Source organism: Microbacterium galbinum (assembly GCF_023101185.1).
Classification (GTDB): domain Bacteria; phylum Actinomycetota; class Actinomycetes; order Actinomycetales; family Microbacteriaceae; genus Microbacterium; species Microbacterium galbinum.
The window spans coordinates 2658461-2671287 of sequence record NZ_CP078077.1; the positions used below are offsets into that span (position 1 = coordinate 2658461).

General features: G+C 69.6%; 11 protein-coding genes and 1 tRNA gene. 7 read left to right on the forward strand and 5 right to left on the reverse strand.

Features of this window, described 5'->3' with window-relative positions:
- Positions 1-18 precede the first annotated feature (18 nt).
- Positions 19-444 carry a GIY-YIG nuclease family protein gene (locus tag KV396_RS12820; protein ID WP_247632449.1) on the reverse strand — a complete coding sequence of 142 codons (426 nt, stop codon included), beginning with the start codon at positions 442-444 and terminating at the stop codon, positions 19-21.
- A 128-nt stretch (positions 445-572) separates the two neighbouring features.
- Here KV396_RS12820 and treS point away from each other — a divergent pair, with 128 nt between their 5' ends.
- Together treS and KV396_RS12830 are read left to right on the forward strand one after the other, a co-directional pair.
- A complete protein-coding gene (treS, locus tag KV396_RS12825; RefSeq protein WP_247622805.1) occupies positions 573-2342 on the forward strand; it encodes a maltose alpha-D-glucosyltransferase in 1770 nt (589 codons plus the stop codon).
- A complete protein-coding gene (locus KV396_RS12830; protein ID WP_247955963.1) occupies positions 2339-3799 on the forward strand; it encodes a maltokinase N-terminal cap-like domain-containing protein in 1461 nt (486 codons plus the stop codon). Before treS ends, KV396_RS12830 begins: the two co-directional genes overlap by 4 nt.
- A 31-nt stretch (positions 3800-3830) precedes the next feature.
- Here the strand turns inward: KV396_RS12830 and KV396_RS12835 are convergent, their stop codons facing one another.
- Entirely contained in the window at positions 3831-4223 is a 393-nt protein-coding gene (locus KV396_RS12835; RefSeq protein WP_247955964.1) for a VOC family protein, read from the reverse strand.
- A 106-nt stretch (positions 4224-4329) separates the two neighbouring features.
- Here KV396_RS12835 and cmtR point away from each other — a divergent pair, with 106 nt between their 5' ends.
- Positions 4330-4692: a Cd(II)/Pb(II)-sensing metalloregulatory transcriptional regulator CmtR gene (gene cmtR, locus KV396_RS12840; protein WP_247632446.1), complete on the forward strand. Its 363-nt coding sequence runs from the start codon at positions 4330-4332 to the stop codon at positions 4690-4692.
- The gene (locus KV396_RS12845; protein ID WP_407665522.1) at positions 4679-6610 is read left to right on the forward strand and encodes a heavy metal translocating P-type ATPase; all 1932 of its coding nucleotides are present in this window, start codon (positions 4679-4681) and stop codon (positions 6608-6610) included. The genes cmtR and KV396_RS12845 overlap by 14 nt, the downstream gene beginning before the upstream one ends.
- A 61-nt stretch (positions 6611-6671) precedes the next feature.
- On the opposite strand, the gene KV396_RS12850 is transcribed toward KV396_RS12845, so the two are convergent.
- A tRNA-Arg gene (locus KV396_RS12850) sits at positions 6672-6744 on the reverse strand.
- Positions 6745-6760: 16 nt separating this feature from the next.
- The gene (locus KV396_RS12855) at positions 6761-7567 is read right to left on the reverse strand and encodes an SGNH/GDSL hydrolase family protein (RefSeq protein ID WP_247632445.1); all 807 of its coding nucleotides are present in this window, start codon (positions 7565-7567) and stop codon (positions 6761-6763) included.
- Positions 7568-7637: 70 nt separating this feature from the next.
- Between KV396_RS12855 and argS the strand changes: the two genes are divergently transcribed.
- Positions 7638-9302, forward strand: a complete 1665-nt coding sequence (argS, locus tag KV396_RS12860) for an arginine--tRNA ligase (protein ID WP_247632444.1) — start codon at positions 7638-7640, stop codon at positions 9300-9302.
- A 38-nt stretch (positions 9303-9340) separates the two neighbouring features.
- Positions 9341-10201: an LmeA family phospholipid-binding protein gene (locus KV396_RS12865; protein ID WP_247632443.1), complete on the forward strand. Its 861-nt coding sequence runs from the start codon at positions 9341-9343 to the stop codon at positions 10199-10201.
- A gap of 1 nt (position 10202) precedes the next feature.
- Here the strand turns inward: KV396_RS12865 and KV396_RS12870 are convergent, their stop codons facing one another.
- Positions 10203-11237, reverse strand: coding sequence for a YhjD/YihY/BrkB family envelope integrity protein (locus KV396_RS12870; RefSeq protein ID WP_247955965.1), 1035 nt, complete (start codon positions 11235-11237; stop codon positions 10203-10205).
- A 150-nt stretch (positions 11238-11387) separates the two neighbouring features.
- Between KV396_RS12870 and lysA the strand changes: the two genes are divergently transcribed.
- Complete coding sequence (gene lysA / locus KV396_RS12875; protein ID WP_247955966.1) at positions 11388-12806, forward strand: diaminopimelate decarboxylase; 1419 nt, start codon at positions 11388-11390, stop codon at positions 12804-12806.
- The last annotated feature ends 21 nt before the right edge of the window (positions 12807-12827 follow it).

Genomic DNA, 12827 nt, shown 5'->3' on the forward strand with positions numbered 1-12827 from the left:
ACGCATCCACCGTGGTGCTCAGCCCCGCAGCGCCTCGCTCACCCACCGTGCGTACTGGTTCCACGGCGGCCCTGCGCGTCGCAGGAGCCGGGTGTGCGCTTCGAGCGCCGAGCTGAACTCGAACCACTCGCCGCCCTCACGCCACTCGGCGAACTCCCGATGTCGCTGCTGCTCGAGTGCGCGGTCGCCGCGCTCGAACGCGAGCAGCTCGTCATGGTGGATGCGAGCGAGCCTCTGCCGGGGGTGCGCGCTCGTGCCGATCTTCACCCGTCTGTCGTATCGGAGGTAGTAGACGACGTCGACCCGAGGACGCGGCAGGTCGTCATCGGGCACATCCCCGTACCGCCAGCCGCAGATCGCACAGATCCATCGGTCATCACGACGCTCGCCGTCGACCCCGCCGCACAGGTGGCAGGGCCCGGGGAGGAACGTGGGCCGGGTCATGTGTCGAAAGGCTAGGCGCACCCTCCGACATCGCGTCGGTACACCTTCGTCGTCCGAACCCGCAAGGGGTGACGTTCCCGGGGTCGGATGTGACAGGTTGGGCGCATGTTGCGAGACGGGAGAAACGCATGAGCACTGCGGCCGATCCGGCACCGCCCACGGCATCCATCCCCATCCTCACCCAGGAGCCGTTCCCCGACACCCCGGGCAGTCCCGCGCCCGAGTGGTTCAAGACCGCGGTGTTCTACGAGGTCCTCGTCCGCTCGTTCAAGGACGGCGACGGCGACGGGTCGGGTGACTTCCGCGGACTGATCGACAAGCTCGACTACCTGCAGTGGCTCGGGGTGGACTGCCTCTGGATCCCGCCGTTCTTCCCCTCTCCGCTGAGGGACGGCGGGTACGACGTCGCCGACTACACGGGCATCCAATCCGACCTCGGCACCACGGCCGACTTCCAGGAGTTCCTCGACGCGGCCCATGCGCGCGACATGCGGGTGATCATCGACTTCGTCATGAACCACACCAGTGACGAGCATCCGTGGTTCCAGGCGAGCCGGAACGATCCCGACGGGCCCTTCGGAGACTTCTACGTATGGAGCGACACCGACGATCTCTACGAGGACGCGCGGATCATCTTCGTCGACACCGAACCCAGCAACTGGACCTGGGACCCGGTGCGCCAGCAGTACTTCTGGCACCGCTTCTTCTCCCACCAGCCCGACCTCAACTTCGACAACCCGAAGGTGCACGAGGCGATGATCGACGCCATGCGGTTCTGGCTCGACATGGGGCTGGACGGATTCCGCCTCGACGCCGTCCCGTATCTCTACGAGCGCCCGGGCACCAACGGCGAGAACCTGCCCGAGACCCATGACTTCCTCAAGAAGGTGCGGCGGATCGTCGACGACGAGTACCCCGGTCGGGTGCTGCTCGCCGAGGCGAACCAGTGGCCGGCCGACGTCGTCGACTACTTCGGCGACCCGGAGGTCGGCGGCGACGAGTGCCACATGTGCTTCCACTTCCCGGTGATGCCGCGGATCTTCATGGCGGTCCGACGGGAGTCCCGGTACCCGATCAGCGAGATCCTCGCCGAGACGCCCTCGATCCCCTCCGGATGCCAGTGGGGGATCTTCCTCCGCAACCACGACGAGCTCACGCTCGAGATGGTCACCGACGAGGACCGGGACTACATGTGGAGCGAATACGCGCAGGATCCCCGGATGAAGGCCAACATCGGCATCCGCCGTCGCCTCGCGCCGCTCCTCGACAACGACATCGATCGCATCGAGCTGTTCACGGGACTCCTGCTGTCGCTGCCCGGATCGCCGGTGCTGTACTACGGCGACGAGATCGGGATGGGTGACAACATCTGGCTCGGCGATCGCGACGGCGTGCGCACTCCGATGCAGTGGACCTCGGATCGCAACGCGGGTTTCTCGACCGCCAACCCCGGACGGCTCTCCCGTCCGATCGTGCAGGACCCCGTGTACGGGTACCTCGCGGTGAACGTCGAAGCTCAGCAGGAGGACCGGTCGTCGCTGCTGCACTGGACGCGGCTGATGATCCACGCCCGCAAGAAGCACCCGGCCTTCGGGCTCGGCAGCTTCAACGACCTCGGGGGATCGAACCCCGCCGTGCTGTCGTACACGCGCGAGCACACCAATGACGACGGCACCGTCGACGTCATCCTCTGCGTCAACAACCTGTCGCAGTTCCCGCAGCCGGTCGAACTCGACCTCCGTCGCTTCGAGGGGATGGTGCCGGTCGAGCTGGTCGGCGGCGTGCCCTTCCCCCGCGTCGGCGAGCTGCCGTATCTGCTGACGCTCGGTGGACACGGCTTCTTCTGGTTCCAGCTGCAGGAACCCGCCGACGATGCCGATGAACGGGGGATGCTGTGAACGTCGTCGCTCCGGGAGTCCTGGAGGAATACCTCGTACGCACCCGCTGGTTCGCCGGCAAGAGCCGACCGTTCCACGTCTCGCGGGTTCGGCGGATCGCTGACCTCGAGGGCCCGGACCAGGGCGTGCGGGTGGCGGTCTTCCTCGTGACCGTCGACTACTCCGACGGCGAGGCGGGTCACGAGACCTATCAGGTCCCCCTGTCGATCTACGACGAGGCGCAGGAGGCGATCGCCCACGCGTTCATCGGGGCGGCGGAGGACGAGGGGCGCATCCGGCACGTCTACGACGCCGTGCACGATCGTTACGCCATGGCGCTCTGGCTCGACGGGCTCGTGGCGGCGGAGCACAGCGCGACGTTCGACCGGGGAGGACTCCGTTTCCATCGCGTGCCGGGAACCGATCCGCTCGACCCGGGGCTGCGGGCATCCCCGCTGAGCGGCGAGCAGTCCAACTCGTCGATCCGCTTCGACGACGTCGCGATCATGAAGGTGTTCCGCAAGGTGACCCCGGGCGCGAATCCCGACATCGAGATCCATCGGGAACTCACCCGGCAGCACTCGGAGCACGTCGCCGCGCTCTACGGCTGGGTCGAGGCCGATGTCGACGGCGAGACCGTGCAGCTGGCGATGATGCAGGAGTTCCTGCGCACCGCTTCCGACGGGTTCGAACTGGCGACCGGGAGCGTGCGATCCCTGCTCGCCAACCCGTCGCAGAGCGTCGAGGAGTCGGGAGCGGACTTCGCCGGCGAGGCCGCGCGCCTCGGAACTGCGGTCGCCGAGGTGCACGCGGCACTGCGCGGCCGGTTCCCCTCGGAGACGCGTGATGCGGCCGCCGCGCAGGCCCTGGCGCGTGCGCTGGAGGATCGGCTCGACCACGCACTCGGTGTCGTGCCGGAACTCGCACCGTACGCCGAGCGCCTTCGGGCGATGTACGCGACGGTGGCCGCGCTCGGCCGGCTCGACGTGCAGCGCGTGCACGGCGATCTTCACCTGGGGCAGACCCTCCGCACCGCGCACGGGTGGCGCATCGTCGACTTCGAGGGTGAGCCGGGGCGCCCGTTCGCGGAGCGCTCGCTCCCCGATTCGCCCTGGCGCGATGTCGCCGGGATGCTGCGCTCCTTCGACTACGTGCCCGGCACGGTGGCCCTCACGCAGGCGACGGAGGAGGGGGCCGATCCGGATGCCGAAGACGATCTGCGCGCCGATCTCGCTCGTGAGTGGGCGCGTCGGGCGCGGGGGCATTTCCTCGATGCCTACGTCGGCGCGCTCTGCCGTTCCGAGTCGGTCGGGGCGGATGCTGCGGCGCCGGGGGAGGAGGAGCAGATCCTCGCCGACAACCGCACGCTGCTCGACGCATACGTCGCCGACAAGGCCGTGTACGAGGCCGTCTACGAGAAGCGCAACCGCCCCGCGTGGATCGCGATCCCGCTCGCCGCGCTCGCCGAGGTGGTCTGACGACGCGGTTCGGTGGGTCTGCTCCGGTGGATCAGGATGCCGAGAGTACCGAGAGCACGTTGCCAGCCGGATCCCTGAACCAGGCGATGTCCGGCCCGCGATCGGGCCCGCCGCGCATGATCCCCTTGGCGTCGGTGCCCATCTCGTCGTCGTAGATCTTCGTGACCACGCCCCGGCCGTTCAGATCGTCGACCGCGGCCTCGACGTCGTCGACGGGGAAATTGAGGATCGTGAAGCTGGCCGGTGTGTGATCGGGTTTGGCGTACACGAGGATCGACCCTCCGTCGGGCAACCGGATGTCGAGGAACCCCATCGCGTTGGTCGTGACGTCCAAGCCGAGGGTGTCGCCGTAGAAAGCGCGGGCCGCGTCGATCGAGTCGACGCTGAACCCGCTGAACGGATGCGTGATCTGGAAAGCGGTCATGGAATCAGCATGCGCTCGTTGCGGGGGCGTGTCCAGAGGCGGAGTCCGGGATGGAGCGACGCCTCGCCGATTGTCGACTATTCATCATTCGCTGTATAGTCACCGCATGCTGACCATTGCCTCCCGGATCGATGTGATGAACCGTCTCGGCCGTGCCATGGCCGATCCCACGCGTTCGCGGATCCTCCTGCAGCTTCTCGACGGCCCCGCGTACCCTGCGCGCCTCTCGGAGACGCTCGCCCTCTCGCGCACGAACGTCTCGAATCACCTGTCGTGCCTGCGGGGATGCGGGATCGTGGTCGCGACGCCGGAGGGGCGGCAGACCCGCTATGAGATCGCCGACCCCCACGTGACGAGGGCGATCACCCTTCTGGTGAACACCGTGCTCGCGGTAGACGACGGCGAACCGTGCACCGACGAGAACTGCGACGTGCCGCTGTGCTGTTCACCCGCCGATGTCGACCTGTGATGCGTGCTGCGGTCCGGTGACCGCAGCGGCAGGGGCGGTCGGGCACACGGATGCCGAGCACGAGGTGCGTCCGCCGCTCTGGCGTGATACCGCGCTGCTCCCGTCCGTCATCGCCGGCGTGATGCTGCTCGCCGGCTACGTGCTCGAGTGGAGCGGGTTCCCCATCCCGGCCCTCGTGCTGCAGGGGGTCGGCCTCCTCGCCGGCGCGTACACCTTCGTGCCCGGAGCGCTTCGCCGCCTGGCGCGGGGGCGCCTCGGCGTCGGGCTGCTGATGACCATCGCCGCGATCGGAGCGGTGGCTCTCGGTCACGTGGGAGAGGCAGCGGCATTGGCTTTCCTGTTCTCCCTCGCCGAGGCGCTGGAGGACCGGGCGATGGACCGAGCGAGAGAAGGCCTCCGCGCTCTTCTCTCGCTCATCCCCGAGACGGTGCGCGTGTCGAGGCTGAGCGGCGACGCGAGCATCCCTGTCACGGAGGTGCGCGAGCTCGACGTCCTCGTCGTCGGGGCGGGAGAGCGGATCGCGACCGATGGCGTGGTCGTGGACGGGCGCTCGAGCATCGACACGTCCGCCGTGACGGGCGAGTCGATCCCGGTCGTGGTCGGTCCGGGGGAGGCGGTGCCGGCGGGTTCGGTGAACGGATCGGCGACGCTCCGCATCGAGGCGACGGCCGACGGACGGGACAACTCCCTCACCCGGATCGTCGAGCTCGTCGAGCAGGCGCACGCCCGCAAAGGCGAACGTGCGCGCCTGGCCGACCGGATCGCCCGCCCGCTCGTGCCGGTGGTGCTCATCGTCGCCGCCCTGATCGTCGTGTTCGGGTTCGTGGTCGGGGACCCCGGCCTGTGGGTCGAGCGCGCCCTCGTCGTCCTCGTGGCCGCATCCCCCTGTGCTCTCGCCATCGCCGTTCCCGTGACCGTCATCAGCGCCATCGGCTCGGCATCGAAGTTCGGCGTCGTCATCACCTCGGGCGAGGCGTTCGAGCGGTTCGGAACCATCCGCACGATCGCATTCGACAAGACCGGCACGCTCACCCGCAACGAGCCCGAGGTGGTCGCCGTCGCCGCGGCCCCCGGCCGCACGCGCGAGGAGGTCCTCGCACTCGCCGCCGCGCTCGAGAGGACGAGCACACACCCGCTCGCCGCCGCGATCGCACGCGCGGCGGCGGACGCTCCCGCGGCGACCGAGGTCGTCGAGGATGCGGGCCACGGTGTGACGGGTCGTGTCGGGGCCACTCGCGTCCGCGTCGGAAGTGTGCGGTGGCTCTCCGAACTAGGCGACCTCGAGGGCGCCGCCGAAGAGATGGCGGACGACGGGATGACCGTGGTCGCGGTCGAGGTCGATGCACGGATCGCGGGGGTCGTCGGTGTACGCGATGAGCTGCGCCCCGAGGCGGCGGAGACCATCTCGTTGCTCGAGGAGCAGGGCGTTCGCGCCATCATGCTCACGGGCGACAACGAGCGCACCGCCCGCGCGCTCGCCGCCCGCGCGGGAGTGAGCGACGTCCGTGCGGAGCAGCTCCCCGCGGACAAGGCGGCCGCCATCACCGCCCTCCTCGCCGAGGGGCCGACCGCGATGGTCGGTGACGGCATCAACGACGCTCCGGCACTCGCGACCGCGACCGTCGGCATCGCCATGGGAGCGGGCGGTTCGGCGGCGGCCGTCGAATCCGCCGACATCGCGTTCACCGGCCACGACCTCCGCCTCCTGCCCGCAGCCCTCGCCCACGCGCGCCGCGGGCGCCGGATCATGACCGTCAACATCGGCCTCGCCCTGGCGATCATCGTGGTGCTGTTCCCGTTGGCCCTGTTCGGAGTGCTCGGCCTGGCCGGCGTCGTGCTCGTGCACGAGATCGCCGAAGTCGTCGTCATCCTCAACGGGGTGCAGGCCGCCCGGCGCGCGGCATCCGTGCCCCGCTGACCGCATCACCCGGAAACGGAAGAAGGACCGCCCTCATGGACGGTCCTTCTTCGCGTATACGTGCCCCCGACAGGAGTCGAACCTGCGACCTACGGTACCGGAAACCGGCGCTCTATCCACTGAGCTACGGAGGCGTACCGAACGACGATATCACTGCTCGGGGGTGGTCTCCGACTCGCCGGCGATCGTGACCGGCGCGCCGCTGAGCGCATCGAGCGCGGCGGCGACGCGTTCGGCGAGGTAGCGGTGCCCGGCGGAGGACGGATGCTTGCGCCCCACCTCGACGTCGATGACCTCGAGGTAGTTCTGATCGGTGATCCAGTCCTCGGCGACGGGGGAGACGTACCACCAGCCGCGGGCGGCGGCGAGATCCGCGAGGTCGGCGTCGATGCGCGCGGTGCCGGCACCGACGGGGAGCTCGTGCGGGGCGGGTCCGAGGATCACGATCGTCGCCTCGGGGTACTTCGCCGCCATCGCATCCCAGGCCGCGTTCACTGCCTCACGGTATCCGGCCGCGCCCTGCTCACGGTCGTTGATCGAGCCCTGCAGGATCACGAGGTCGGGAGACAGTGCGGGATCGAGTGCCGCGATGCGCTCGCCGAAGGCGGGTCCGTCGAGTCCGGGCTTGAGATAGCCGCTGCCGCGCACACCCTTCACGATCGTCTCGCCGTCGAGCAGATCGGCGAGGAGATACGCGTATCCCTCGGTCGGGACGGTGGCGGCCGAGCCGTACGTCCAGGAGTCGCCGAAGACGAGCACGGTCGGGTGCTCCGGCAGGACGAGCGGAGCCGGTGCGATCGCGGCGGCGGGCTCGCCTTCCGCGGCGCCGACGGGGGCGGTCGAGGGGAGCGGTGCCCAGGGGCGCCAGACGCCGAGGACGCCCGCGACGACGGCGACGGCGAGCACGGCGGCGACGCCGGCGAAACGCAGTCGGCGGCGGGCGTGAGCGACGGTCATGGCATGAGGGTAAGTCACAGATCGGTCTGCGCAAATTCGACACCGTCCCGAGCCGTAAACTTGGTGGTCTATGAATCCTGAAACGCTCGCCGAAGCCCTCCTCGCAGTCCTCGCTCCGATCGCGGACGAGCGACGCCCCGGCGAGCCCCTCGGGCTCTCGGCATCCGACATCGTCCTGGAGCGCCCGCGCAACCGCGACCACGGCGACTGGGCCTCGAACATCGCGATGCGCCTCGCCAAGCCGTTCGGCACGAACCCGCGCGAACTCGCGCAGCAGATCGCCGACGGTCTGGTCTCGGTCGACGGCATCGCCACCGCCGAGGTCGCGGGCCCCGGATTCATCAACATCCGTCTCGAGGCCGCTGCCGCGGGCGCGCTGGCGAAGACGATCGTTGACGCGGGCGTCGCCTACGGCACGAACTCCTCGCAGCAGGGCGTGAGCGTGAACGTCGAGTTCGTCTCGGCGAACCCGACCGGACCGTTGCACATCGCCCACACGCGCTGGGCGGCGCTCGGTGATGCGATCGTCCGCCTGCTCCTCGCCAGCGGCGCGCACGCCGTGCGGGAGTACTACATCAACGACGCCGGCGCGCAGATGGACCGCTTCGCATCGTCGCTGGTCGCCGCCGCGAAGGGCGAGCCGACCCCCGAGGGTGGATACCCGGGGGAGTACATCACGGCGCTCGCCGGTCGCATCCTCGAGGCGCGCCCGGATCTGCTCGACCTCTCCGACGAGGAGCAGCTCGCGGTCGCCGGCGACCTCGGATACGAGTACCAGCTCGCCGAGATCAAGAGCTCGCTCGACCGGTTCAACGTGCCGTTCGACGTGTGGTTCTCGGAGCGCACGCTGCACGCCAAGGACGCGTCGGGCACGAGCCTGATCGACCAGGCGGTCGAGCGCCTGCGCGAGCAGGGCCATGTCTTCGACGAGGACGGCGCCGTCTGGGTGCGCACCACCGACTTCGGCGACGACAAGGATCGGGTGATCCGCCGCTCGAACGGCGAGTACACCTACTTCGCCGCGGATGCCGCGTACTACCTCAACAAGGGCGACCGCGGATTCGAGAACAAGATCTACCTCCTCGGCGCCGACCACCACGGGTACGTGCACCGCCTCAAGGCGGTCGCCGGTGCGGCGGGCGAGGATCCGGAGCGCAACGTCCAGGTGCTCATCGGGCAGATGGTGTCGATCAACGGCGCCCGCCTCAGCAAGCGCGCCGGCAACATCATCGAGATGGACGACCTGCTCGAGTGGCTCGGCGCCGACGCCCTGCGGTATTCGCTCGAGCGCTCGCCCGCGGACTCGCCGCTCGATCTCGACCCCGAGCTGCTGCAGAAGCGCACGAACGACAACCCCGTCTTCTACGTGCAGTACGCGCACGCCCGCACGCACAATGTCAGCCGCAACGCGAACGATTCGGGCGTCGACCGCTCCGAGTTCGCCCCCGAGACGCTGACGCACGAGTCCGAGGCGGCGCTGCTCGGCGCACTCCAGGAGTTCCCGCGCATCGTGGCGTTCGCCGCCGAGGTGCGCGAGCCGCACCGCGTCGCCCGCTACCTCGAGGAGCTCGCGGGCCTCTATCACCGCTGGTACGACAACTGCCGCGTGATCCCGCAGGGCGACGACCCGATCGAGAGCGTGCACCGCACGCGTCTGTGGCTCAACGACGCCGCCGGACAGGTCTTCCGCAACGGGCTCGACCTCCTGGGCGTCTCCGCACCGGAGCGCATGTAACCCCCGTCCGCACCACCGAGGTAGGGCAGGATGACCCCATGAGCGAAGACAACCGCACGCTGCCGTACCCGGAGCCGGATGCCGAGCATCCGACGCTCGTCCTCCCGGGCGCCGGGACCGGGACCGACGACGGCGTCGCGAGCGCTCCGCAGCGTCGTCGCCGACGCTGGCCGTGGGTGGTGCTCATCGTCGTCGTCGTGCTCGCGGGACTCGTGGTCGCGGCGGAGTTCGTCGCGCGGGCGATCCTTCCGGGAGTCGTGCGCTCGCTCGTCATCGACCAGCTCGACCTCCCTGCCGATCAGCAGCTCGACGTCGACGCCGACGGCATCCTGCTGCCGCAGCTGATCGGCGGACGTCTCGACAGCCTCCACCTGTCGACCGACGCGGTCACCCTCGAGGGGATCACCGGTGCGGTCGACGTGACCGCGACGGGGGTGCCGCTGCGCGGCGGCGATCTCGCGGGCGCATCGGGCACGATCCGCATCGACGAGGATCAGTTCACCTCGCTGCTGGCGACCACCGACCTGCCGGTCGACACGGTCGCTCTCGACGAACCGAACGCCACCGTCAGCGGGTCGATCACCGTTCTGGGCCTCGCCGTCCCGATCTCGCTCACCCTCACGCCCGGAGCGCTCGACGGCGACCTCGAACTGACGCCGGTGTCGTTGAGCGTCGGCGGGATCGAGATCGACGCCTCGCAGGTCGGATCGAACCTGGGGTCCATCGGCGCGGATCTCACCCAGCCGCAGCGGATCTGCATCGCCGACCAGCTCCCGGCTGGCCTCACGCTCACCGGGCTGGAGATCGACGGATCCGTGGCCGTGATCGACATCGACGTCGACGGAGCCATCGTCACCGACGAGAGCCTGCTCGAGAAGGGCACCTGCCCCGCCGGGTGAGTCAGGCGTCGCGGGCGGCTTCCTGAGCGGCGCGCAATTCGTCGGTCGCGATCTTCACATCGATCTCGGCCCGCTGCACGCGACGCTGCGGGAAAGTGGTCGCGCCGAAACGAGCGCGCACCCGGTCCTGCCGCTCCTCCTCGCCCGTGACGATGTAGGCGCACGAGATGAGCATGACCTGCGCCGACAGGTTGAGCCAGATCAGGAGGGCGAGCAACGACGCGAACGAGGCCAGCAGAGGATTGCTGGTCGCGCCGCCGACGAAGAGCGAGGAGAGCTCCTGGAGCACCAGGAGGCCGACGGCGCCGAGAAGGGCACCGCTCCAGAGGGACCGCGCCGACGGGCGGACCCCGGAGAGCACGAGGAACACGGCGATGAGCAGAGCGGTGTTCAACGCGAAGACGATCACCAGCGAGAGGATCCGCACGCCCCAGGTCGCCAGCGCGGAGTCGGTGGGGAGCCCGAGCAGATCGCTCACCCAACCGACGCCGATCCGTCCGACGATGGAGAGGAATGCCGCCGCGATGAACGCCGCCCCGATGCCGATCGCCAGGGCGAGGTTGCGCAGGATCACCCAGATGAACAGGACGTCGCTCTGCGCGGTGCCCGAGATCACACGAACGGCGGTGCGGAGCGACCCCACCGCACCCAGGGCGGCGCCGATCAGGGCGATCGCCGACACCGCGCCCGCCAGCGAGAACGAGATCGGTTCCCGGAGATCGGCCGGATCGATGACTCCGTCCTCGCCGATCAGACCGGGCACGACGGATTGCACGGCGTCGATGATCGCGTTCCAGGCCTGCGGGTTCCCGGCGAGCCACAGTGCCGCGATCGAGAATCCCAGGAGCACGCCGGCGAACACGCTGAACAGGGCGCGGTAGGTGACGCTGTCGGCGAGCATCGGGCCGCGGCGCTCGCTGTAGAGGAGAAAGGCCCGCACGGGCTTGCGCTGGAGCGCCCAGCGCGTGACGGCTGCGATGGCACGCGGGATCGGCCCGGGGCGGGCAGGGGCTTCGGACGTCGACGGGGCTTCCACGTTCTCACCCTACGAGTGAGCGCCGGCCGCCGTCACAGGGGTTGCGGGACGGGCGTCACCATGGCTAGGGCGGCATGCGCCGTGCCCTAGAATCGGGGTCAGTCTCGTCGTGCGCTTCCCGCCCGAGTCCCGCTCCACGATTGGTGTTCCTTGCTTCCCGCTGCCGATTCGCTCGCGCCCGAGTGGCTCGCCGTTCCCGATGACGCGAATGATCTCGCGGCTGGTGTCTGGCCCGCGCGCGCCGCCCGAGACGCCGACGGCGTCCTGACCCTCGCCGGGGTGGATGCCGCGACCCTCGCCCGCACCTACGGCACCCCCCTTCTGGTGCTCGACGAGGACGAGGTGCGTCAGCGCGCACGGGAGTTCCGTCGGGCCTTCGACCAGGCGGCGTCGGAACACGGCACGGTCGCGCAGGTGTACTACGCCGGCAAGGCGTTCCTGAGCGCCACCGTCGCGCGGTGGGTGGTCGACGAGGGACTCCGCGTCGACGTGTGCACCGGGGGAGAGCTCGAGGTGGCGCTGGCCGCGGGAGTCGCCCCGGCATCCATCGGCTTCCACGGCAACAACAAGTCGACGCGCGAGCTCGAACGAGCGGTCGAGGTCGGTGTGGGCAGCATCATCGTCGACAGCGCGATCGAGATCGAACGACTCGCGGCGATCACCGCCCGCGTGGACGCGGTGCAGCGTGTGCTCGTGCGCGTGATCAGCGGCGTGCACGCCGAGACCCACGACTTCCTCGCCACCGCGCACGAAGACCAGAAGTTCGGATTCCCGCTCGAGGATGCCGAGATCGCCGTTGCTCGCATCCGAGAGATCCCCGGGCTCGACTTCGTGGGTCTGCACTGCCACATCGGGTCGCAGATCTTCGGCGTCGCCGGGTTCCGCGAGTCCGCCTCGCGCGTGCTCGAGCTGCACGCGGCGCTGCTCGAGGGCGGTGCGGTCCCGCAGATGAACCTGGGAGGCGGCTTCGGCATCGCCTACGTCCGCAGCGATGACCCCACTCCGATCGACGTCCTCGCCGGTGAGATCGTGTCCGCCGTCGCCGAGGGCTGCGCCGCGCGCGGCATCGCCGTGCCCGCGCTCTCGTTCGAGCCCGGCCGCGCGATCGTCGGAACGGCGGGCGTCACGCTCTACGAGGTCGGCACGACCAAGGACGTCACCATCGACTCCGGTGCCGTCCGGCGCTACATCAGCGTCGACGGCGGGATGAGCGACAACGCTCGTCCGGCGCTCTACGGTGCCCAGTACTCCGCGCGCATCGCCTCGCGCGTGGGGATCGGCGCCCCGCAGCTGAGTCGCGTGGTCGGCAAGCACTGCGAATCCGGCGACATCGTCGTCGATCACGAGTACCTGCCCTCCGATCTGGTACCGGGCGACCTGCTCGCCGTGCCGACGACGGGCGCGTACTGCGTCTCGCTGTCGAGCAACTACAACCATGTTCCGCGTCCGCCGGTCGTCGCCGTGCGCGACGGTCGCTCGAGGGTCATCGTCCGCGGTGAGACCATCGACGATCTCCTCTCCCGTGACGCGGGCATCGACGGGGCGAACGCCCCCGAGGGAGAGAAATGACCCACTTCCGAAGGAGCAACA